The sequence below is a fragment of the Rhizobium sp. USDA 3886 genome, from assembly GCF_056279785.1.
Genome location: NZ_JBWCDC010000001.1, coordinates 3876133 through 3898920, shown reverse-complemented (window position 1 = coordinate 3898920; position 22788 = coordinate 3876133). Strand labels below are relative to the sequence as shown.

At 60.9% G+C, this 22788-nt stretch carries 20 protein-coding genes and 2 pseudogenes; 14 read left to right on the top strand and 8 right to left on the bottom strand.

What is annotated here, in order from left to right:
• Window positions 1-5: 5 nt before the first annotated feature.
• Window positions 6-1751 carry a gamma-glutamyltransferase gene (gene ggt / locus ACZ9BX_RS19485; RefSeq protein ID WP_476219696.1) on the top strand — a complete coding sequence of 582 codons (1746 nt, stop codon included), beginning with the start codon at window positions 6-8 and terminating at the stop codon, window positions 1749-1751.
• Window positions 1752-1764: 13 nt separating this feature from the next.
• On the opposite strand, the gene ACZ9BX_RS19480 is transcribed toward ggt, so the two are convergent.
• On the bottom strand, window positions 1765-2472 hold the full coding sequence (locus tag ACZ9BX_RS19480) for a hypothetical protein (RefSeq protein WP_132562609.1): 708 nt from the start codon (window positions 2470-2472) through the stop codon (window positions 1765-1767).
• Window positions 2473-2628: 156 nt separating this feature from the next.
• Between ACZ9BX_RS19480 and ACZ9BX_RS19475 the strand changes: the two genes are divergently transcribed.
• From ACZ9BX_RS19475 to ACZ9BX_RS19465, 3 genes are all read left to right on the top strand, one after another.
• The gene (locus ACZ9BX_RS19475) at window positions 2629-3693 is read left to right on the top strand and encodes a helix-turn-helix domain-containing protein (protein WP_476219694.1); all 1065 of its coding nucleotides are present in this window, start codon (window positions 2629-2631) and stop codon (window positions 3691-3693) included.
• Window positions 3694-3763: 70 nt separating this feature from the next.
• A complete protein-coding gene (locus ACZ9BX_RS19470; RefSeq protein ID WP_086995122.1) occupies window positions 3764-4738 on the top strand; it encodes a threonine ammonia-lyase in 975 nt (324 codons plus the stop codon).
• 236 nt (window positions 4739-4974) lie between these two features.
• Window positions 4975-6009, top strand: coding sequence for an alpha/beta hydrolase family protein (locus tag ACZ9BX_RS19465; protein ID WP_476219692.1), 1035 nt, complete (start codon window positions 4975-4977; stop codon window positions 6007-6009).
• 30 nt (window positions 6010-6039) lie between these two features.
• Here ACZ9BX_RS19465 and ACZ9BX_RS19460 read toward each other — a convergent pair whose 3' ends face one another.
• Window positions 6040-6957, bottom strand: coding sequence for a LysR substrate-binding domain-containing protein (locus ACZ9BX_RS19460; RefSeq protein ID WP_476219691.1), 918 nt, complete (start codon window positions 6955-6957; stop codon window positions 6040-6042).
• Window positions 6958-7064: 107 nt separating this feature from the next.
• On the opposite strand from ACZ9BX_RS19460, the gene ACZ9BX_RS19455 reads away from it, so the two are divergent.
• On the top strand, window positions 7065-7493 hold the full coding sequence (locus ACZ9BX_RS19455; RefSeq protein WP_476219689.1) for a tautomerase family protein: 429 nt from the start codon (window positions 7065-7067) through the stop codon (window positions 7491-7493).
• Window positions 7490-8038 carry a DUF4865 family protein gene (locus ACZ9BX_RS19450; protein ID WP_476219687.1) on the top strand — a complete coding sequence of 183 codons (549 nt, stop codon included), beginning with the start codon at window positions 7490-7492 and terminating at the stop codon, window positions 8036-8038. Before ACZ9BX_RS19455 ends, ACZ9BX_RS19450 begins: the two co-directional genes overlap by 4 nt.
• 1 nt (window position 8039) lies before the next feature.
• Here ACZ9BX_RS19450 and ACZ9BX_RS19445 read toward each other — a convergent pair whose 3' ends face one another.
• The 3 genes from ACZ9BX_RS19445 to ACZ9BX_RS19435 form a co-directional block, all read right to left on the bottom strand.
• Entirely contained in the window at window positions 8040-8675 is a 636-nt protein-coding gene (locus ACZ9BX_RS19445; protein WP_476219685.1) for a LysE family translocator, read from the bottom strand.
• A gap of 121 nt (window positions 8676-8796) precedes the next feature.
• Window positions 8797-10236, bottom strand: coding sequence for a pyruvate kinase (gene pyk / locus ACZ9BX_RS19440; protein WP_476220073.1), 1440 nt, complete (start codon window positions 10234-10236; stop codon window positions 8797-8799).
• Entirely contained in the window at window positions 10236-10703 is a 468-nt protein-coding gene (locus ACZ9BX_RS19435; RefSeq protein ID WP_051336433.1) for a DUF1036 domain-containing protein, read from the bottom strand. Before ACZ9BX_RS19435 ends, pyk begins: the two co-directional genes overlap by 1 nt.
• A gap of 217 nt (window positions 10704-10920) precedes the next feature.
• On the opposite strand from ACZ9BX_RS19435, the gene ACZ9BX_RS19430 reads away from it, so the two are divergent.
• The 5 genes from ACZ9BX_RS19430 to ACZ9BX_RS19410 all read left to right on the top strand — a co-directional run bounded on the left by ACZ9BX_RS19430 (window position 10921) and on the right by ACZ9BX_RS19410 (window position 15077).
• Window positions 10921-11712 (top strand): N-formylglutamate amidohydrolase, encoded by a 792-nt coding sequence (locus ACZ9BX_RS19430; RefSeq protein WP_476219683.1) that lies wholly within the window; start codon window positions 10921-10923, stop codon window positions 11710-11712.
• A gap of 11 nt (window positions 11713-11723) precedes the next feature.
• Window positions 11724-12029, top strand: a complete 306-nt coding sequence (locus ACZ9BX_RS19425) for a DUF1244 domain-containing protein (RefSeq protein ID WP_476219682.1) — start codon at window positions 11724-11726, stop codon at window positions 12027-12029.
• A 90-nt stretch (window positions 12030-12119) separates the two neighbouring features.
• Window positions 12120-12383 (top strand): DUF2312 domain-containing protein, encoded by a 264-nt coding sequence (locus tag ACZ9BX_RS19420; RefSeq protein WP_476219681.1) that lies wholly within the window; start codon window positions 12120-12122, stop codon window positions 12381-12383.
• Between the two features lie 240 nt (window positions 12384-12623).
• Entirely contained in the window at window positions 12624-13868 is a 1245-nt protein-coding gene (locus ACZ9BX_RS19415; RefSeq protein ID WP_476219679.1) for a flavin monoamine oxidase family protein, read from the top strand.
• Window positions 13869-14255: 387 nt separating this feature from the next.
• On the top strand, window positions 14256-15077 hold the full coding sequence (locus ACZ9BX_RS19410) for an alpha/beta fold hydrolase (protein ID WP_476219678.1): 822 nt from the start codon (window positions 14256-14258) through the stop codon (window positions 15075-15077).
• Between the two features lie 114 nt (window positions 15078-15191).
• On the opposite strand, the gene ACZ9BX_RS19405 is transcribed toward ACZ9BX_RS19410, so the two are convergent.
• The 3 genes and pseudogenes from ACZ9BX_RS19405 to ACZ9BX_RS19395 all read right to left on the bottom strand — a co-directional run.
• Window positions 15192-17015, bottom strand: coding sequence for a peptidoglycan L,D-endopeptidase MepK (locus tag ACZ9BX_RS19405; RefSeq protein WP_476219677.1), 1824 nt, complete (start codon window positions 17013-17015; stop codon window positions 15192-15194).
• A gap of 180 nt (window positions 17016-17195) precedes the next feature.
• Window positions 17196-17411, bottom strand: a pseudogene (locus ACZ9BX_RS19400) (helix-turn-helix domain-containing protein); the annotation flags it as partial.
• Window positions 17412-17485: 74 nt separating this feature from the next.
• Window positions 17486-18743, bottom strand: a pseudogene (locus ACZ9BX_RS19395) (sigma-54-dependent transcriptional regulator); the annotation flags it as partial.
• Between the two features lie 207 nt (window positions 18744-18950).
• On the opposite strand from ACZ9BX_RS19395, the gene ACZ9BX_RS19390 reads away from it, so the two are divergent.
• The 3 genes from ACZ9BX_RS19390 to ACZ9BX_RS19380 all read left to right on the top strand — a co-directional run bounded on the left by ACZ9BX_RS19390 (window position 18951) and on the right by ACZ9BX_RS19380 (window position 22758).
• Window positions 18951-20804: a M3 family oligoendopeptidase gene (locus tag ACZ9BX_RS19390; RefSeq protein WP_476219676.1), complete on the top strand. Its 1854-nt coding sequence runs from the start codon at window positions 18951-18953 to the stop codon at window positions 20802-20804.
• Between the two features lie 170 nt (window positions 20805-20974).
• On the top strand, window positions 20975-22135 hold the full coding sequence (locus ACZ9BX_RS19385; RefSeq protein WP_476219675.1) for an aminodeoxychorismate synthase component I: 1161 nt from the start codon (window positions 20975-20977) through the stop codon (window positions 22133-22135).
• On the top strand, window positions 22132-22758 hold the full coding sequence (locus ACZ9BX_RS19380; RefSeq protein ID WP_476219673.1) for an aminotransferase class IV family protein: 627 nt from the start codon (window positions 22132-22134) through the stop codon (window positions 22756-22758). The genes ACZ9BX_RS19385 and ACZ9BX_RS19380 overlap by 4 nt, the downstream gene beginning before the upstream one ends.
• Window positions 22759-22788: the final 30 nt, after the last annotated feature.

Below are 22788 nucleotides of genomic sequence, written 5' to 3'. Positions count from 1 at the left end.
GAATAATGGAACGCCTGCGCATTAAAGCCATTTCGCTGTTCACTGTTTTTGCTTTCGTTGCCTCGCCGCTCGCGCTTGCTTTTGCGGCTTCACCTGCGCCGGTGGAAGCCGAACACGGCATGGTCGTCACCGCCCAGCATCTGGCGACCGATGTCGGCGTCGAAATCCTGAAAGGCGGCGGCAATGCCGTGGATGCGGCAGTGGCGGTCGGCTACGCGCTGGCGGTCGTCTATCCGACGGCGGGCAATATCGGCGGCGGCGGCTTCATGACGATCCGGCTCAAGGACGGCAAGACGACCTTCCTCGATTTCCGCGAGCGGGCTCCGCTTGCGGCCACGAAGACCATGTATCTCGATGCCAAGGGCAATATCGTTCCGCGCGCCAGCCTGGACGGCTATCTCGCCGTCGGCGTGCCGGGCTCGGTCATGGGTTTCGAGACCGCCCGCGAAAGATACGGCACCAAATCCCGTGCCGAGTTGCTGGCGCCTGCGATCCGCTTTGCCAAGGAAGGCTTTACGCTGGAACAAGGCGACGCCGCGACCCTCGCCTCCAGCGCCAAGCGGCTCGCGAAAGACGAGGCCGCCGCAAGGATATTCCTGAAGCCGGACGGCAAGCCTTACTCCGCCGGAGAAAAGCTTGTGCAGCCCGAACTCGCCGCCGTGCTGTCCGGCATTTCCGAGAAGGGCACGGACGCCTTCTACAAGGCGGCACCTGCCGAGGCGATCGTCAAGGCAAGCCAGGCGAAAGGTGGCGTGCTCGCCAAGGAAGATTTCGAGCAATATGCCGTGCGCGAACTGAAGCCGGTCGAGTGCAACTACCGCGGCTATGACATCGTCTCCTCGCCGCCGCCCTCTTCCGGCGGCGTCATCATCTGCGAGATCCTGAACGTGCTCGAGGGCTACCCGCTTTCCTACATGGGATACGGCTCGGCCGAGACAGTCCGTGCCATGGTCGAGGCGATGCGCTACGCCTATGTCGATCGCAACGCCGCGCTTGGCGATCCGGACTTCGTCGACAATCCGGTTTCGAAGCTTCTGAACAAAGCCTATGCCAAGGAAATCCGTGAGAAGACCGATCCCTACAAGGCCGGCAAATCCGCCGACCTGAAGCCGCTCGGCGCCAAGGAAAGCGTTGAAACGACCCATTATTCGATCATCGACGACGAGGGCAACGCGGTCGCCGTGACCTATACCCTGAACGGTTCCTTCGGCGCCGGAGTGGTCGCCCCCGGCACCGGCATCCTGCTCAACAACGAGATGGACGACTTCACCTCAAAGCCCGGCGTGCCGAACCTCTACGGGCTTGTCCAGGGCGAGGCCAACGCCATCGCGCCGAAGAAGACGCCGCTCTCTTCCATGAGCCCGACGATCATCTCCAGGGACGGCAAGCCCTTCATGGTGATCGGCAGCCCCGGCGGCTCACGCATCATCACCATCACGCTGGAAGCGATCCTGAACGTTATCGACTTCGGCATGGACATCAGCCAGGCCGTCAATGCACCGCGCATTCATCATCAATGGCAGCCGGACAAGATCTACCTCGAACCCTATACCCTGTCTCCGGATACGGTAAAGACGCTCGCCGCAATGGGCTACAGCTTCGACGATGGCAGCGGCCCGCCCCAATGGGGCCAGGCGGCCGGCATCCTTGTCGGCGGCAAGAGCCTTTCCGATATCGAAAAGGGTGGCAGCCCACGCTACTACGGTGCGATGGACAGCCGCGCCACCGAGGGTTCGGCAAACGGCTATTGAGCCGCCTGCCGCATCAGCGGATCCGGGCGCGTACATAATCGCCTCTGATATTCACCAGCGGGCGTGCGCCCGGAACACTCGGAACGAGGCTGTCAATGTAGGATGCCTTGGCGGTCACGGTATAATCGACCGGCACGTCCTTGCCGAAGCCGAGATAGGCATCGAGCGATTGTGCAGCGATCTCGATCTTCTCGTCGCGTTTGACGGCATCGTAGGTGAGGCTCGCGCGCACCGCTGCGCCGGAGATATCGACTGCGGAAGCGTGGCCATCAAGCGTGATGTCCGCAGCCTTTCCCGATGTGCCAAGGCTTGCGAAGTCGCCGCTCAGTTTCGCCATGAACGCCTGCTGCTCTATGCGCACTGCGCTGCCGGGCGGAATATTGGCCGACACTTCCGGCGAGCAATCGGCAATGTCGCTCCAGGCCGACATCATCACATCGATCGTCAGGGTCGCACCCTCGAGCTCCACGCGGCTTTCGTCCTTGCAGATATTGAAGAACCAGTTCGAATACCAGGATGAGAACCAGCCGCTCCGACGCCCGCTGGTCCCCGTGCGATAGGGCTCATCCGACTTTGTGGTGATCTTGATCGAGCTTGCGTCGCCAGTGATCACGATCGTGCGGATGCTGGAAATATCGAAGGTTTCGCCGACCGGCCTCACATCGGCGAAACTGGAAACAAGCATCATGAAAAACAGGGGAATGGACAGGATTATCGACATCGGCTTTTTCCTTGATGGCGCCGTCGAAGCGACTGGCCCGAAGAAAGTGACCTCCTGCCCTTCCTGTTGAGACCTCAATCGTGATCCGGGTCGCCCGCAATTGCGATCGAGGCCATTTTCGTGCTGATATCGACCCATCCATCCGGACGCCGCCTCATGATCTTTATTCCGCTTCCCTTCGTCGTTGCCCTGCTGCTCTTCATTGTGCTGATCCGTCTGCTGCGGCAGGAGGACTGGCATGCGCCGGAGAAGCGGCCATTCCTGGTTCTCATCGGCATCTATGCGCTGCAGTCCGTGCTGATCGGAATTCGCTGGGGCTACAACGTCCTCGCGATCATGCCGGCGCAGGCCATTCTGGCCGCTATGATCGCCGCACTTGCCTGGGTCAGTTTCCGGAGCCTTACGCTGGAAGGGCCTCCCTCATTCGCCCGGCTGTGGCCGCACGCCCTTCCAGCGATTCTCGTCGCCACGCTACTGCTCTTCTGGCACGAGCCGATGGGCCTTGCCTTGATCCTCATCTTCCTTGGCTACGGAGCCGCCCTGCTCTGGCTCGCGCGCCATGGCCCGGACGGACTGATCGCCTCGCGGCTGGACGGCGCGCTGCTTTCCTATCGTTCGCTCCTGACCACCGCAGCGGCGCTCATTGCCGCGGCGTTCGCCGATATCTTCATCAGTCTGGATTTTGACCGTACTGGCGGCACCCATGGCGGTGCCATCGTGGCACTCGGAAACGTCATCACGCTCCTCATTCTCGGAGGCGCCGCGTCCATCGCCAGCGGCGGCCAACCGGCTGAAGAGCAGAGCCGGGAAACGCCCCCCGCCCCGCCAACGATGCCGACGGAAAAGGACGGCGCGGTTGCCGCCTCCCTCAACGCATTGATGCAATCCCGCGAGATCTATCGCGATCCCGAGCTCAATCTCAACCGTATCGCCCGAAAGATGAGCCTGCCTGCCCGCCGCGTATCGATTGCCGTCAATCGCATCCATGGCGTCAGCGTTTCGCAATATGTCAATGAATTCCGCATCCGCTCGGCATGCGATCAACTGATCACGACGGATGAACCGGTGACGCGCGTGATGTTTGATTCCGGCTTCATCAGCAAATCGAACTTCAATCGCGAGTTCCTGCGCGTGACCGGCACCAGTCCCACAGAATTCCGGCGGCGCAGCGGCAGGGCTGACACCGTTGATGCGAAAGTGCCGGCTTTTGTGTCACCGTGACAAAATCGGCGTTCACAAGGGATCGCGGGCATCATATGCATGGGCGAACCATCAGCCGAAAGAGCTCATAATGGCCAGCATTGAAATGATCGTCGCCGCCCGCGCCCGCCTCCGGGGCCATGCACGGCGAACGCCGCTTCTTTCCTCTCCGTTCCTTAACGAGATTGCCGGAAGGCATGTGTTCGTGAAGGCGGAATGTCTGCAGCATTCGGGGTCGTTCAAGTTCCGCGGCGGCTGGTCAGCCGTTTCCGGCCTCGATCCTGCAGTGCGTGCGAAAGGCGTCATCGCCTTTTCCTCCGGCAACCATGCCCAGGGCGTCGCCCTTGCCGCAAAGCTTCACGGCATTCCCTCCGTCATCATCATGCCGTCGGACGCGCCCGCACTGAAGATCGACAATACCCGCGCGTTTGGCGCCGAAGTAGTGCTTTACGATCGAGAAAATGGGGATCGCGACGCGATCGGCGCCCGGTTCTCGGCGGAACGCGGCCTGACGCTGATCAAGCCTTTCGACGAACCGTTGGTGATTGCCGGACAGGGCACGACCGGGCTTGAAATTGCCGAGCAGGCAGATGAAGAAGGCGTGAAGTCGGCGGAAGTCCTCGTTCCCTGCGGCGGTGGCGGACTGACGTCCGGCATCGCGCTGGCGCTTGAGGCAAGCGCGCCGGGCTTCACCGTGCGGCCCTGCGAGCCGGAGAACTTCGACGACACCACGCGTTCGCTGGCCTCCGGCAAGATCGAACGCAACGCAGTGATGACGGGCACGATCTGCGATGCGATCATGACACCGGAACCCGGTAAGATCACCTTCCCGATCCTGCAGAGGCTCGCCGGCGCCGGCATCGTCGTCACCGACGAGGAGGCGCTGAGGGCTATGGCGCTCGCTTTCAAGCGGCTGAAGATTGTCGTTGAGCCCGGCGGGGCGGTCGCGCTCGCTGCCGCGCTCTTCCATGGCGACGCGCTTGAAAGCGACAATATCATCGCAGTGACATCGGGCGGCAATGTCGATACGCACGTCTTTGCCGCAGCGTTAGCACGTTTCGGCTGAGACGCCCTACTCGCCCACATAGCTTGACCAGCGCATCCTGATTTTCAGGCTTCGACCTCAGAAAACGGTCGCGCGACAATGATTCTGCGACCTTTTCGGGTCGGCAATTCCTCGGGGTGCCCGCCCCAGATCACGATTGTGAACGACCTTGATTATGTTCGAGGTCGCGACCGCGTGGACTGTGACGCAAATCGCTAAGGCCGCTGCGTAGCGGTCTCCAAGCCCGAGGCCTTCATATGAAACATACCCTTCTTCTTCTCGTTGCGGCGGCTACTGTCGTAATGCTGCCTCTGACGCAGATCAAGGCTGCCGACATAGTCGGCGTCAGCAACCTTTCCGTCCCTGTTCCCGAACGGCACGAAACGATTCAAATCACGCTCTGGTATCCTCCGACTGCGGGCGGAACGGAGATGCTGATAGGCGATAACGCCCTCTTCCAAGGCGTCACCGCGCGGCTTAACGCTCCCGCCGCCGCAGGCCCCTGGCCTCTCATCCTCCTTTCTCACGGCGGGTTGAAGTCAGGTCCGAATATCGGCGCATGGATGGCGTCGCGACTGGCCGCAAGCGGCTTTGCCGTAGCAATGCTCAGGCAACCGGACCCTCACACCCAGGCGCCGCAAGAACTCCTGGACGAGATCTGGCTAAGGCCAGCAGACCTTTCAGCGACACTCACCGCCATCGAAGCTGATATGTCCCTGTCGGGCCGGATCGATACGAAGAGGGTCGGCGTGCTCGGCTTCCTGGTCGGAGGCACGTCCGCTCTCGCGCTCGCCGGCGCACGTTTCGACTCAGAGAATTTCATGCGTTCCTGCGATCCTGGCGGAACAGGAGTGGATTGCGCCGATTTCGCGCGAACAGGTGTCGATCTCCGCGCTGTCGATGCTAGCCGCCTCGCCCGCTCCCATCTCGACAGCCGCATCAAGGCGATCTTCCTTGTCGATCCCGAACTAAGCGCGAACTTCACTCCGGAAAGTCTGGCCGATATCTCCGTTCCGGTCGACATCGTTAATCTCGGAAATCCCGACACCATCTGGCCCGGGCTCAACGCCGCCGGCCTTGCAGGAAGAATCGCCACTGCAAATTACGACACCGTGCCCGACGCCACGCAATACGACGCCTTCAGCGAATGCAAAAACGACGCGCCGGACATCCTTCGGAAAGAGGGAGAAGAACCACTCTGCGACGGAACAGGGGATCGTAGCCGGAAAGAAATTCACGAACAGTTGGCAGCGATGGCCGCTGCCGCATTCCGGCGGATGCTGCCACGGTGATTGGGCTCATGCACAATTGAAAGTCACCGCCTACGCACTCTCCGGTGTTCGCTGAGGCACAAAATCTAAGATCGCCTCGCGCACCGCCTGCAGCACGATGGAAGCAAGCCGTGCCGTCGCCGGATCGGGGTCGGCTTCCGCGCGATGAAGCACGAGGCCTAGCGACGGTAGCTCCGGCAATCCCAGTGCCGCGGGCTTCAGCGGCTTCACCTTTGCCGGCAACCCGATCGGTGTGCGTATAGTCACGCCCAACCCGGCCGCAGTCGCAGCCCACAACCCGCCGAGGCTGGGGCTAACGAAGGCCAGCCGCCAGGCAATGTTTGCGCGGTCGAGCGCATTGGTCGCGGCTGTCCGCAGCACGCATGGCGCCTCCAGCGAGGCGAGCGGCAGCGGCTCGCCGCTTGCGGCATTCCAGCCGGGCTCGCCTACGGCAGGACCGATCCAGCGCATCGGCACCTCGCCGATCTTTTCGCAATGTGCGGTCAGGGTTCGATCGCTCCAGGCTAGCGCCAGATCGAGTTTTCCTGTCGTGACCCGTTCGAGCAGTTCCGCGTTGCGAACGACTCGCGCCTCGATCCGCACCTTCGGATGGGCGCGGGCAAAACGGCCGAGAACATCAGGCAGCAGGTTTTCGCCGAAATCTTCCTGCAGGCCAAGCCGCACCCAGCCTTCCAGCTCGACGCTGTGGACGGCCGCTGCCGCTTCATCGTTGAGTTCGAGCAGCCGCCGGGCGTAGGCGAGCATCGTCTCGCCCGCCTCCGTCAGCGCCAGACCACGGCCCGCCTTGCGAAAAATCGGCGTACCGGCTTGCTCCTCCAGTTTCTTCAACTGCGCGCTGACGGCCGACGTGGAGCGCCCCAGCCGATCCGCCGCCTTGGCGAAGTTGCCGAGTTCCATTCCGGTCGCGAAGGTTCGCAGTACATCGAGGTCGAAGATCGTCCTGCGCATCGCTTAATCCTATTTTTCAGGACTATTTGTCCAAAAAATTCTGATTTTATGCATTATCGTGCCGTGCGATGCTCCTCCTGTCAAGAATTCACGATAAGGAGGCACAAATGCCCTTCGTTCGAATCTCCCTCCTGAAAGGCAAGTCGCCAGACTATCTCCATGCGCTTTCAGACAGTATTCACCGCGCCCTGATCGAGACGTTTAACGTCCCTCCGAACGATCGTTTTCAAATCATTCATCAGCACGAGCCCGGCGAATTGATTTTCGACCGGCATTATCTAGGCGGCCCTCGCTCGGATGATTTCACACTCATCGCAATCACCGCGGGAAAGCCACGTTCAACGGAAACCCGTAAGGCGTTCTTCAAGCGAGCAGTCGAACTCCTTGGCGAGTCGCCGGGCCTGAAGGCAGAGGATGTGATGATCGTCGTGACGACTACGTCGGAGGACGAATGGTCGTTCGGCGGCGGCAAGGCGCAGATGACCGAACCCGGTTGGGAACGTCGCGCCTTCGAGTCCATGGAGACGTCCCGATGATCGCTATGCAATACAGCTTCACCCTGCCTTCGGACTACGATATGGCGATCATCGATCGCCGGATCCGCGACAAGGGGCCGATGCTGGACGGCTTCCCGAATCTCGGATTCAAGGCCTATCTCAGCGCGCGCAAAGGCGAATTCGGCAGCCGGGAGAACCTCTATGCGCCATTCTATCTTTGGCAGAAGCCGCAAGGCGCGAGCGATTTCCTGACAGGACCGGGCTTCGAGGCGCTGACGCAGTCTTTCGGCTGGCCGCAGGTAAGGCACTGGATCGTATGGAATGCCGAGGTGGCGGACTTGAGAGCCGCAAAGTTTGCAAGCCGCGATATCCTGCCGATCCCTCCCTACGCACCGCTTGCCGAAATCCGCCGGGAGGAGGTCGCGCGGTCACATGCGGAAGCGGCACGAGGCGGCGTTCTGGCTTTGATATCCGCCTTCGAGCCGTCCGGCTGGAGCCTTGTACGCTTCACGCTTTATCGCGACATGCCATTGATCTCCAACGGCGACCAGATCTATCGCGTCGGGCATGTTTCCCTGCCGTAATTCAGGTGGTCGCGCGCCGATAAAATGCCAGCGATCCGGCAAGCGCAATGAGTGCTCCGCCGCTGATACGGTCGAGCCACATGGCGCCGGAATTCTCGAGCAGGCGGACAGCCTGCGAGCCGAAGATGGCGTATCCGAACATGATTGCGAAATCGAGCGAGGCGAAGATGACTGCAAGCACCGCATATTGGACCGGCTGCGGCAGCGAAGGATCGATGAACTGCGGCAGGAAGGCCGAGAAGAACAGGTAGCCTTTCGGGTTGGTGACCGCCACCGTGAAGCTTTTCAGTCCGATCGCAAAGGCCGAACCGGCGCCGCCGGCGGCCTCCGCCTTCACGGTCGTATCGATCGTTCCCTTCGAGCGCAGCATCATGATGCCGAGAAAGGCAAGATAGGCAGCACCCGCATATTTCAGCACCGAGAACCAGAACTCGGAGGCCGCAAGAAGCGCGCCGAGACCGATCGCCACAGCCCCGATCAGCACGAAATCGGAAAGCACGGCACCCACCATGCCGGCGATCGCCCGGCGCGTACCGTAACGCGACCCATTGGTCAGCGCCAGGAGCACGGTCGGCCCCGGCGTCGCGATACCGACGAAGGAAACCGCAGCGAAAGCGAAAAGCGTGACGATATCCATAAGTCCCTCCAGAGCTCGGATACCGGAAGCTTGCATTTGCCTGGACCGCGATCAAGCCGAAAACGAAAAAGCCCGTTGCCTTCCAAAGCAACGGGCTTTTGTTCGATTGAACGCAAATGGATCAGATGCCGCTTTGGCCATCGGAGCCGATATAGGCGATGCGCAGCATGTTGGTGGCGCCGGGCGTTCCGAGAGGCACGCCAGCCGAAATGATGATACGGTCGCCCGGCTTGCCGAAACCCTCGCCGGCGACGATGCGGCAGGCCCGGTTCACCATGTCGTCGAGGTCCGTCGCGTCGTGCGTGACGACACAGTGCAGACCCCAGACGATCGCCAGCCGCCGGGCCGTCTTGATGATCGGCGAGAGCGCCAGAACCGGCACCTGCGGACGCTCGCGCGACGCGCGCAGCCCCGTCGTGCCCGACGAGGTGTAACAGACGATCGCGGAAAGCTTCAACGTCTCGGCAATCTGACGGGCGGCGAGCGAAATCGCATCGGCGCCGGTCGCTTCCGGCTGGGCGCGTTGAGCATAAATGATGCCCGGATAATGCGGTTCACGCTCAATGGCGGTGGCGATCGACGCCATCGTCGCGACGGCTTCGACCGGATAGTCGCCCGAGGCGGATTCAGCCGAAAGCATGACGGCATCCGCACCCTCGAAAACGGCGGTCGCAACGTCCGACACTTCGGCGCGCGTCGGCACCGGCGCTGAGATCATCGATTCCAGCATCTGGGTCGCGACGACGACCGGCTTGCCGGAGCGGCGGCAGGCGCGGATCAGCTGCTTCTGGATGCCCGGGACGGATTCGAGCGGCATCTCGACGCCCAGATCGCCGCGGGCAACCATCAAGGCATCGGAGAGTTCGATGATTTCTTCGATGCGCTCGATTGCCTGCGGCTTTTCGATCTTCGACATCAGGCCGACCCGGCCCCTGGCGATCTTGCGGACCTCCGCGAGATCTTCCGGGCGCTGCACGAAAGAAAGCGCGACCCAGTCGACATCATCGGTCGCCAGAACGGCATCGAGATCGATGCGGTCCTTGTCCGTCAGAACACCGACGCCGAGCAACGTGTCGGGGAGGCTGATGCCCTTACGGTCCGAAATCTTCGTGCCGGAGATGACCGTCGTGACGATGCTCTTGCCGTCGCACTTTTCGGCGCGCAATGCGAGCTTGCCATCATCGATCAGCAGGCGGTGGCCCGGCTTGACGGCTTCCAGAATTTCCGGATGCGGCAGGAAGACGCGGCTTGCATCACCGGGTGCGTCATTGTTGTCGAGCGTAAAGGTCTGGCCGGGCTTCAGCTCAACCTGGGTTTCCGCAAACTTGCCGACGCGAAGCTTCGGCCCTTGCAAATCGGCGAGGATGCCGATCGGGCGGCCGGAGCGCGCCTCTACCGCGCGTATGCGCTCGATCAGCGTGCGCATCACGTCATGGCTTGCATGGCTCATGTTGATGCGGAAAACGTCGGCACCGGCCTGGTGCAACTTTTCGATCATCGCTTCGTCGCTCGAGGCGGGGCCGAGCGTCGCGAGGATTTTCACTTTGCGGTTACGCTTCATCAATTCGGGCTTTCTTGCGTGCCGGGAGTGTCGGAAAGTTGGACCATCCAGCTGCCCTGGCGGCCCGTGTCGTATTCCTTGAATCCCATCCTCTGATAACCGCGGGCATAGCAGTCCTTCACGCCCGTGATCTTGAACTCGTTTTCCGCTACGCACATCTGGATGTCACCCGTCCAACGCCCCCCCCGGGCGGCGTCCTCTGCGTAGAGATAATAGTATCGTGACTGCAGTTCTCCTTCGATCAGCGTCGCGCAGGTCGTTGCAGGGACCTGCCACCAGCCTTCAGTGATCCACCCGTCCTTGGCACGGTATCCGATCGCCACACCCACGAGGTTCTGCGTGCCGTTGCAGACGCGGAAATCGGCGCGGGCAGCATCGGCAGCGAAAAACGGTGAGAGGGCAGCGAATGCAAACAAGGCGAAACGGGCAATCCCGGACCGGGTGAGGAAACTTGGTGCGGCTTGCATCAACACGGCTTCCGAATGGCTCCCACGGTTATTCGTTGTCCGTGCCTTCTTGCGCTGCCATCAAACGAATGTCAACGCGATGCTAATCGATTATATTCCTTTCGTAACCTCCTCGTGAACGGCGACCTGCCATAGGCTGCCCCGTATCGCGCTTGAACCTGCCCCATATGCATGCGATCAGTGACAGCGAGCGCCAAATGACGATCGGCATTTCCTGATGAACCCCTTCAAACCTTTCGAAATTTTACCTGGAAATCATGACAGCGGCATGGTGATTCTCGGCGATCACGCAATGAATCGGCTGCCTGAGCGGTATGGCAGGCTCGGGCTTCCCCAATCCGCCTTTTCCCGCCATATCGCCTATGACATCGGCATAGAAGGTTTGGCGAGAGAGCTTTCCGCGAGGCTGGGGGTTCCGGCCGTTCTCGGCGGCTTTTCGCGCCTTCTGATCGACCCCAACCGCGGCGAGGACGACCCAACGCTGATCATGAAGATCTCCGACGGTGCGATCATTCCCGGCAATCATCCGATCGCGGATGAGGAGTGGGACTACCGCATCAAGGAGTTCCACCGGCCCTACCACAACGCCGTCTCCGGGACGATCGACAAGGTCGCCAATACGACCGGCAAGGCGCCGCTCGTGCTCTCGCTTCATTCCTATACGCCGGCCTGGAAAGGCGTTCCGCGGCCATGGCATGCCGCCGTCCTCTGGGACAGCGACCATCGCGCCGTCGCCCCGCTGCTTGACATGCTGAGGCGCAGTCCCGATCTCATGATCGGCGACAACGAACCGTATGACGGCGCGCTCAAAGGCGATACGATGTACCGGCACTGCATGGTCACCGGCATACCGCATGCCCTGCTCGAGGTCCGCCAGGACCTGATCCAAAACGACGCCGGCGTTTGCAAATGGGCCGAACGCCTGGCTCCGATCTTCGCGGCCATGAATGCCGATCCGGCGCTGCACGAATACAACGTCCATGTATCGCGCACCGGCCCTTACGAATGAAGGAGAGCGAGATGACCGCACTCAGCAAGAAGCAGCAGACCGAATTCGAAGCTGCCGCCTTCCGCCGCCTCGTCGCGCATTTGCGCGAACGTGCCGACGTTCAGAATATCGACCTGATGAATCTCGCGGGCTTCTGCCGCAACTGCCTGTCGAACTGGTATCGCGAAGCCGCGGAGGGCGAGGGCGTGCCGTTGTCGAAGGACGAATCGCGCGAGATCATCTACGGCATGCCCTACGAAGACTGGATGAATCTGCATCAGAACGAAGCCTCGGAGGCGCAAAAAACTGCATTTGAACTGAACAAGCCGCACAAATAGGTTCATCACGTCCGATTGGACTTGACCGCGGCGCAGCTTCGCGGCAGTCACTCCCCACCGAATTCAAGACGAGAAAATCAGGAGAACACGATGTCCGATGCTCATGGCGTCGCCCGCGATCAGCTACGCGCTTTCATCGAGCGCATTGAACGGCTGGAAGAAGAAAAGAAGACCATCGCCGACGACATCAAGGACGTCTACGGCGAAGCCAAGGGCACGGGCTTCGATACCAAAATCCTGAAAAAAGTCGTCGCTCTTCGCAAGAAGGACGAGCAGGAGCGCATGGAAGAGGAAGCTATCCTCGATACCTACCTGCACGCACTCGGCATGATCGAGTCCCCGCCGGAAGGCTGAAGATTGCCCCTTACCAGTTTCAGAGCCGCCGGAGCGACTGAACTGACCCCCGAAAGTTGGACATCAACCTTCGGGGGTCAGTTCAGTCGCTCCGGCGGCTTTTCTTTTGCGCCTGCCAACGCGAAACGGTAGAAGGCTGGCATCTGTGGGCCGGCTTTTCGCACCAAACGAACCTGGGCCGCTTGCGCCATATTCTTGGACTGGTGCATGATGCGTGACCACATCGAGTCCACCCCCGCAATGAATTCAGACCCAGACATAGCAATCATCGGCGCCGGAGCTGCAGGTATCGGGGCCGCACGACGTCTGGCTGGAGGCGGCTTTTCTGTATCGATTTTGGAGGCCTTGCCGCGCCTTGGAGGGCGCGCCTGGACGTATGAGACGCCGGCAGCAGCCGTCGATCTCGGCTGCGGCTGGCTTCACTCCGCCGACCGCAATCCATGGACCCGCATCGCCGAGGAAAAGGGCTTCGTGGTCGACCGAGGCCCCACAGCATGGGGCGAGCAGTTCCGCGACCTGGGGTTTCCGAAAGCGGAACGGGAGGCAGCGGGACGCGCCTTTGCGCGATGGAGCGAGCGGATTTCGACGACACCCCCAGTCAGCGACCGCGCATCAGATGCGTTGGATCCGGATAGCCCATGGATAGCCTATCTCCAGGCACTGAGCGGATACATCAGCGGTGACGAGCTCGAGCATATCTCCGCGATGGACTATGCTGCCTACAACATGGCGTCGACCGGTTGCAATTGGCGCGTGCCGACCGGCTACGGCACGGTGATTTCGTCGAGCCTTCCGGCCGGTATCGAGCTTCACCTGGCTACACCCATCGAAGCCCTGACGTTCGAAGGGCGCCGTATTGCGCTTCGGACATCGAGCGGCACGCTTCGGCCGCGCGCTGCCATTTGCACGGTATCGACAAATGTTCTTGCCGGAGACTCGACCATCTGGCCATCGGTGCTCGATCCATGGCGTGACGCTGCTGCTCGGTTGCCGCTCGGCAGTAATGAGAAACTCTTCCTGGAGATTGTCGGCGACAGCCCGTTTGCGCCCGAAAGCTATGTTATAGGTGATGCTCACGATCCGGCGACCGGCGCCTACTACATCCGCCCGTTCGGCTCGCAGGTGATCGAGTGCTTTCTGGGTGGGGCCGGCGCGCGGGCCATCGCGGCCGACGGATCCGACGCTGGCTTTGCCCGCGCGATCGACCAGCTCGCCGAACTTTTCGGCTCGTCGGTGCGCCGCTGCCTTCATCCCCTTGTCGCTTCCGATTGGTCGGGCACCGCGTCGATCGGCGGCGCCTATAGCCACGCTCTGCCAGGACAAGTCGACGCCCGTTCGGAACTCGCCCGTCCCTTCGACGATCGGCTGTTCTTTGCAGGCGAAGCAACGCATACGACGGACTTCTCGACCGCACACGGCGCCTACGGAAGCGGTGTATGCGCCGCGGAGCAAGCAATTGCCGCGCTGGCGCCGAACCTTCGATAAATGCCCTGATGCCGCCCGCCCAAAGGCTGAGGATTATCGTTTGCTGATTTCGGAGCCGGGCCCCCAGCGGTTTCTTGAATCATGCTTTGGAGTTAGCCCGCTGTTTCCCGTTGCTTTGCATTCGGCGCGATAATATCCTTCCGCCGCATACTGGAGCCGCGTCCGGTTCCGCTTAATATTCAGTTATTTGACGTAATGGCAGCCAACAGCTGCCGGACATTTTCTCGACACTGCTGCGCATCGCGCAGCCATTCCGACAGTGCATGTGCATTCTATATCCAGACATGCGCGAAGCCGCGAGCTTCGCTCATTCCCATCCGGTGTCCCGCATGGCGCCGGTACCAAAGCCAAGCCGAAAATCAACTCTGCTCAAGAGGAACTCAAATCATGTCGATGATTACCACGAAGGACGGAACGGAGATTTTCTACAAGGATTGGGGCAAGGGCCAGCCTATTATTTTCTCTCACGGCTGGCCGCTCTCGGCCGATGCCTGGGATGCGCAGATGGTCTTCTTCGGCAACAATGGCTATCGCGTCATCGCGCATGACCGCCGCAGCCATGGGCGTTCGAGCCAGACCTGGGACGGCAACCACATGGACCAATATGCCGATGATCTGGCCGAGTTGATCGAAAAGCTCGATCTCAAGGACCTGATCATGATCGGCCATTCCACCGGTGGGGGCGAAGTCACCCATTATCTCGGACGCCACGGCACGAAGCGTGTCGCCAAGGTCGTGCTGGTCGGCGCCGTGCCGCCACTGATGCTCAAGACGGACAAGAATCCCGGCGGCTTGCCGCTTAAAGTTTTTGACGGTATCCGCAAGGGCACACTCGAAAATCGCTCGCAGTTCTACAAGGATCTCGTGGCGCCCTTCTACAGCTATAACCGCGATGGCGCGAAATTCTCCGAAGGCATCCGCGACAGTTTCTGGACGCAGGGAATGATGGGCGGGTTGAAGGGACAGCTGGATTGCATCCACGAATTCTCCGAGGTCGATTACACGGACGACCTCAAGAAGATCGACAAACCGACGCTCATCATTCATGGCGACGATGATCAGATCGTGCCGATCGGCGCTTCCGCATTGGAATCCTCGAAGATCGTCGAGGGTTCGATTCTCAAGGTCTATCAGGGCGCCCCCCACGGCCTCGCCCAGACGCATACCGACCGTTTCAACAAGGACGTGCTCGACTTCCTGAAGGCCTGAACCTTCGGGCCTATCCATTTCCTCCCGCCTCCAGTGCGGGAGGATGTGCCCAGCGCGTAAACAAAGACCGCCGGATTTCTCCGGCGGCCTGGTCGTTGTTACTGATCAACCTGCTCAGTTCGTATTGAACTTGCGCACTTCCATGAAGTTTACCGCCGAGCCGCTGAAGCGGTCCGGATCGATCGACGCGGTCTTGACGTTGAAACCTTCGGCATAGACGGCCGTCGGCTGGGCGCGCAGCGTCTGGCTGACGAAGCGAGGGGCCTTGACCGGCTTCGTGATCATTTCCATGCGCGAATTGGTCAGCGCCCACCGCGAAATTATCTTTTGCGTCAGCTTCGGCTCGGTGCGGACCGTTGCACGGCTTGCGTCGGCAGCGGCGGCAGCCTCCTTCGTCGGCCGTCCACCCTTGGTCGCAACCCCGTTGGCAATGCCGTCCTCGGAAGTCTGCGGCAGGTCGAAGGCGTCGCCGAAGCTTGCGGATTTGACGGGAGCAAGCGCGGCAAGTTGTACCGGCGCCTTCTTCTCAACCGGCTTAGCCGCAGGCATTGCCGCGCTGATGGCCTGCTCGACCGTGGCGGGTGCAAGGGCAGCCACTTGCTTGTCGACCACATTGTTCTGATCAAGCGCTTGAGCGAGTGCCGGGGAAAGCTGATCCGCTTCGGCTTCGTCCGCACCCGCTTCCGGATCCGCGGCCGCTGCCGCAAGCAGATTTTCAGCGAGTGCCGGGCGATCGGCCGGGGTCGGAACCGTTGGATCGTTGGATGCCACTTCCGCATCACCCGGCGCGTTGCGCGGGCCAAGCAGCGAAGGAACCGGAACGTGATACGTGCTGAGATCGGCGAACTGTTGCTGCCCCTGTTGTTCGGTGGCAGCAGCAAGCGCCTGTTGCGCAGCATTGCCGGAATTCGGCGAAATGAGCGCATTTGCAACTTCGCCACCGTCAAGCTGGCCGGCAAAGGCAGGACGAACCTGCGGCACCGGCGCATTCACAGCGGCAACCTCGGTCGGTTGGGCTTCAGCTTCGGCAGCAGCCGGTGCTTCGGCCTTCGGCGGCGTTGCCTTGGCAACCGCGACCGGAGCGGCTTCCTCCGCGCTATCCTCTTCCTCGTCCGCACCGCCGCCAAAAAGGGCCGCGAACAATGTCTTCGGCTTTCTCGTTTCGGTGTCGCCGCCGCTTGCCATGACGAGCTGATTGGTGCTCACCCGGCGCTTGTAGTCGGCCATCGCCTGCTGGTAGCCCGGCAGGGGCTTGCCGTCAGAAGGGATGTGAATGGTGTTGCCGTTCGGGAAGAGCTGCGCCAGCTCCTGGCGGCTCATGCGCGGCCAAGCGCGAACGCCGCCGACATCCATGTGCACGAAGGGCGAACCGGACTTCGGATAAAAGCCAACGCCACCGACCTGCATTTTCATGCCGATCGCGCGTAGCTTTGCAAGCTTCACATCCGGAATGAAGAAGTCCATCGCCTTGCCGAGCATATGCTGGCTCTTTTCGGCGACGCCGGAATTGCGCGAACGGGACTTGAGCATCGAATTGGTGGCGGGCGAACGGAAGCCGCAGACAACGTTGATGTAGTCCCTGGAACCGCTCTGGCGGTAGACTTCCCAGATGAGATCGAAAAGATGGGGGTCCATCTTTGTCGGCTGGTTCTTGCGCCAGTCGCGAAGGAATCGGTTTAGCTGCCCAAGACCCTTCGGGTCGAACCTACCGTTGCGCTTGTAGGTGATGACGGCCTTTTCGCCGGTATGGATGAAGTAGAGTTTCAGACTGCGCGTTTCACCTGCCGCCTCGGACGGTGTGCCAACGAATACTGGTGAGGAAACCGTGAGTGCGAGAAGGGCAGCCGTCGCCGTCCTAACCGCCTTTCCGCCAATGTCGGCGCACAGGGTACGCCAGCTCAAGCGCGAAGGCTTGGTGTTCTCATTCAGATCCGGCAAACTCAATCCCCGTCAGGCTGCCCAGGTCCCCGAGCTGTCCCAATGACTGTCAAATGCGGTGACACGATGGCAAAAATGCCACAGACGATCAACCTTTTCTTTACATAGTCAACGATCGACTAACAAGTGGTTTATAACGGGTAACAGAACATGCTTGCGGGAATATTAACGGAACGCCGCTTATGCCGCGTCTTTCTGGGGATTGTCGGGATCGATACCGTAATCTTTCAGTTTTCTGTAAAGCGTTGAACGTCCGATGCCGAGTTTTCTTGCCACTTGACTCATCTGGCCGCGGTAGAATTTAAGAGCGAATCGAATCAATTCTTCCTCGACGTCGGCAAGTTTGCGCACTTCGCCGGCCGGATTGACGCTTGCGATCGCATTCTCAGGCACCTCGTTGGGGTGCCCAAACGGCTCGCCCGCAAAGGTTGGCGGAACGTGATATTCTGCAAGGTCCACTTCGTGCTCGCGATGCGTATTGTCGGCAACAAGCGCTAGGTGGTCGACCACGTCATATTGCGGCAGTTGGGCAGCGATCTGCGGAAAGTCCGCCTCGGTAAGTTCCGGGCCCTCGGCGAGTACGACGGCTCGGAAGATCGCGTTTTCGAGCTGGCGGATGTTGCCCGGCCAGTCATAGGCCGTCAGCAATGCCAGCGCACCCGCGTTGACCGTCATGCGATGGCCGTTCTTCTGTTCGGATGAGAAGCGGTCGGTAAAGACACGCACAAGATGCGGAATGTCCTCCTTGCGCTTGCGCAGCGCCGGAATGGTGATCGGGAAGACATTGAGGCGATAATAGAGGTCCTCGCGGAAGCGGCCGTTTTTCACTTCCTCGATCAGATCCTTGTTCGTCGCGGAAATGAGACGGACATTGACCTTGTGCGCCGTCCGCGCGCCGACGGTTTCGACTTCGCCCTGCTGCACCGCGCGCAGCAGCTTGACCTGCACGTCGAGCGGCAGGTCGCCGATTTCATCGAGGAAGATCGTGCCGCCGTCGGCTTCCATGAACTTGCCCGTATGGCGCTCAGTGGCGCCGGTGAACGCGCCCTTTTCATGGCCGAAGAGGATGCTTTCGACGAGATTGTGCGGAATTGCACCGCAATTCACCGTCACGAAGGGCTTACCCGCGCGGTCGCCGCCGGATTGGATGGCACGCGCCACCAATTCCTTGCCGACGCCGGACTCGCCTTCGAGCACGACCGGAATAGTGGATTGCGCGGCACGCTGCGCCAGATCGATGACGCGGATCATTGCCGGGCTTGCGGAAACGATGTCATCGAAGCCGACGAGGCCGGAGCGCGAGCGGCGGCCCGAGCGGGCCCGCACTTCGCGCTGGTCCAGCTTCATCGCGTTGGCGATCGAGGTTGCGATGCGCTCCGGTGAAACCGGTTTGACCACGAAATCGAAGGCCCCGGCACGCATGGCCTGCACCACCATTTCGATGCCGCCCTGCCCGGTCTGCACGATCACCGGGATCTGCGTGCCGAGTTCATGGAGCGCCTCGAGGAATTCGAGGCCGGTCATTTCCGGCATCATCAGGTCGAGAAGGATGACGTTGAAGAGACCACCGTCGCGCTTCACCATCTCCAGACCGATCCGGCCGTTTTCAGCCTGATGGACGACATGTCCGTGACGCTCGATTGCATTCTTCAGCAGACGGCGCTGTACCGGGTCGTCCTCGACCACGAGAATCTGCCCTGCACCCTTGAGCTCACTATAACCGGTCATTGTCGCCTCACTTCATGCGAAACCTGAGGTCACTCTGCCAGAAAGGCTTGAACATCCAGTTTTGAGAAATAATTGCATTTTAACGATTGTGGCGACACCGAATCCGTATCGAAGCGGGGCCTCCGGCATCCCGAAAGCCCCTTGATACGGGGCCTTCCGGCGCTTAGACAGTCAGACCTGTTCGAAATGAGGAAGAGGAACCCAGCCATGAATTTCGTGCTCCCCGGCGCCGGTCTTAATTTTTCGGCAACAGTTGCCTCTGCCGCGGCTGATCCGGCGCTCGGCGACCTTCCGGTCTGGAAGCTGCAGGATCTCTACCCCTCCGCCACCTCGACTGCCTTCACAAGCGACATGGAAAAGGCGGGCCGGAACGCGATCGCCTTCGAAGAAAGATGGAAGGGCAAGCTGGCGGAGGCAACGACCAAAACAGGCGCTGAAGGCATCGGCCAGGCGCTGAAGGAATACGAGGCGTTGGATGATCTCATCGGCCGTCTCGGCTCTTTCGCGGGTCTCACTTATTTCTCCGATACGACCAACCCGGTGAACGGCAAGCTCTACGGCGACGTCCAGGCGAAGGTCACCGAATTCTTCGGCCACCTTCTCTTCTTCGGGCTGGAACTGAACCGCATCGACGACGCGGTGATGGATGCATGCATGGCGAACGACCCCGATGCCGGCCATTACCGCCCTTGGCTGATCGACCTGCGCAAGGACAAGCCCTACCAGCTGGAAGACAAGCTGGAACAGCTCTTCCTCGAAAAATCGATGACGAGTGCAGCTGCATTCAACCGCCTCTTCGATGAGACCATGGCAGAACTCCGCTACGATATCGACGGCGAGAAAGTGCCGCTCGAAGTCGCGCTCAATCTACTGCAGGACAAGGATCCGGAAGCGCGCCGCAAGGCAGCGATGGCGCTTGCCGAAACCTTCACGGCGAATATCCGCACTTTCACGCTGATCACCAATACTCTTGCCAAGGACAAGGATATTTCCGACCGCTGGCGCGGCTTCGAGGATATCGCCGACAGCCGCCATTTGGCGAACCGCGTTGAGCGCAACGTGGTCGATGCGCTAGCGGCTGCCGTCAAGCAGGCCTATCCGCGCCTTTCGCACCGCTATTACAAGATGAAGGCGAAGTGGCTCGGAATGGACCAGATGAATTTCTGGGACCGCAACGCGCCGCTTCCGGAAACCTCCAATGCGGTGATTTCCTGGAGCGAAGCGAAGGATACCGTTCTTTCGGCCTACGGCAATTTCGCGCCGGAAATGGCGGCAATCGCCAGCCGCTTCTTCGACGAACAGTGGATCGACGCACCCGTGCGTCCCGGCAAGGCGCCCGGCGCTTTCTCTCACCCGACGGTTCCCTCGGCGCACCCCTATGTGCTGGTCAACTACATGGGCAAGCCTCGAGATGTCATGACACTTGCCCATGAACTCGGCCACGGCGTCCATCAGGTGCTGGCCGGTGCACAGGGCGCGCTGATGTGCCAGACACCGCTGACGCTCGCCGAAACCGCATCCGTCTTCGGCGAGATGCTGACCTTCCGCGCGCTGCTCGACAAGACGGCGGACAAGCGCGAGCGCAAGGCGATGCTCGCCCAGAAGGTCGAGGACATGATCAACACGGTGGTGCGCCAGATCGCCTTCTACGAATTCGAACGCGAGCTTCACACGGCCCGCAAGGCAGGCGAACTGACCGCCGAAGACATCGGCGAGCTCTGGCTTTCGGTTCAGTCGGAGAGCCTTGGCCCCGCGATCAGGATTTCGGAAGGATACGAGACTTACTGGGCCTATATCCCCCACTTCATCCACTCGCCTTTCTACGTCTATGCCTACGCTTTCGGCGATTGCCTGGTGAACTCGCTCTATGCGGTCTATCAGAAAGCCGACAAGGGCTTTCAGGACAAGTATTTCGAGCTGCTGAGGGCCGGCGGCACGAAGCATCACTCCGAACTCCTGAAACCTTTCGGCCTCGACGCCACCGATCCGTCGTTTTGGAGCAAGGGCCTGTCGATGATCGAAGGGCTGATCGATGAGCTTGAGGCGTTGGATAGGGGCTAAGCAAGAAGTTGCCCCTCACCTTAACCCTCTCCGCGCAAACGGGGCGACGGGACCTGCCACGCGCAACGTCGAGATTTCAAGCCGCCGCTGCGGCATATCCCTTCTCCCCGGCGAGCGGGAAGAAGGTGCCCGCAGGCGGATGAGGGGTATTCCCACGGAACAACATCGCCATGATCGGCCTCCAACCCCACATCCTCTTCCGTGACGACACGACCGGACAAGTGATGCTCTTCACCGATCCCGCCGAGATTATCACCGCCCGGACGCGTGATGAATTCTTTGCAGGCCTGGTGCGGATGGAAGCGGCCAGAGCCCAGGGAAGGTGGCTGGCGGGTTATATATCTTACGAGGCGGGCTACCTCTTCGAGAAAAAGCTCGCAGACTTCGCGGAAGAGAACAGGCAGACGCCGCTGCTTTGCTTCGGCATCTTCGACGACCCGCAAAAGGGCGATCATCCGCTCGCGCAGCCCAAACAGCGCCTCGAAAACGAGGCGTTCCTGACCGCGCCCAAAGCCGCTTGGGCATTTCCTGTATACAAAGAGCGATTCGACCGATTGCATTGGCATCTGCGCCAGGGTGATTGCTACCAGGCAAACCTGACGATGCCCATCGAAGCACGCTGGAACGGCGATCCGCGCGCGGCTTTCTGGTCGCTGATCGAACGTCAGCCCGTGAAATACGGAGCGCTCGTCGATCTCGGCGGTCCTATTATCCTATCGCGCTCTCCCGAACTCTTCTTCCGGACGGACGAGGAAGGCTGGATCGAGACTCATCCGATGAAGGGCACCGCCAAGCGCGGCGCCGACGCGGCCGAAGATGCCGCCATCATCGCGGCGATGCAGGCGGACATGAAGACGCAAGCCGAAAACCGGATGATCGTCGACCTGCTACGCAACGACATCTCGCGCATCACCGAGGTCGGCACGCTCGATGTTCCGAAGCTCTTTGAGATCGAGACCTACCCGACCTTGCACCAAATGGTGAGCCATGTGCAGGCGAAGCTGCTGCCCGGCCTTTCCATCCGCGATATCTTTGCCGCCCTGTTCCCTTGCGGTTCGATCACAGGCGCGCCGAAGCTCAGCGCCATGCAGATCCTGCATGAACTCGAAGACACGCCGCGCGATGCCTATTGCGGCGCAATCGGCATGATTTCGCCCACGGGCTCCATGCGCTTTTCCGTTGCGATCCGCACCATCAGCCTCTTCGATGACGGCAAGGCGATCTTCAACGTCGGCGGCGGCATCGTCTTCGATTCCACGGCTGAGGCCGAATATGAAGAATGCCTGCTCAAGGCCCGCTTCGCGATCGGCGATGAGGAGATCGCGCGATGAGCAATTTCTCGCTGCTGGAGACATTGCGGTGGGAGCCGGAAACCGGCTTCGTCCGCCTCCGGCTGCATCTTGCCCGTCTGACGCGATCCGCCCGGCGGATCGGCTTTCCCGAGCCGCGGCATGCGCTCGACGAGCTCAATGCATCCGTCCAGGGCGCGACGGGCGCTCTGCGCATCCGGCTGACCTTCGATGCTCATGGCCGCACAGAAGTCACCACCGCGCCCTTCATACCACTTGCACCCGGCACGGTGTGGAACATCCGCATCGCTTCGACGCGCCTCGACAGCGCCGACAAGCTGCTTCGGATCAAAACCACCCGCCGCGCCGTCTACGAGACCGCCCGCGCCGAATACACGCCGCACCAGGCCGACGAGGTGCTGATGCTGAATGAACGCGGCGAAGTCTGCGAGGGCACGATCACTTCGATCTTCCTGGACAATGGTTCCGGCACCCTTCGCACGCCGCCGATCTCCTGCGGCCTGCTCGCCGGCGTGCTGCGCACGGAACTGATCTGTCAGCGAAAGGCGCGGGTGGGCCGCATTCGGATGAACCACCTGGAGAGCAGCCGGATTTTCGTCGGAAACTCTCTCCGCGGCCTCATACCCGCAAGGCTTGCCACCTGAGCCGCGCATAAATCCTAAGACGAACGATAA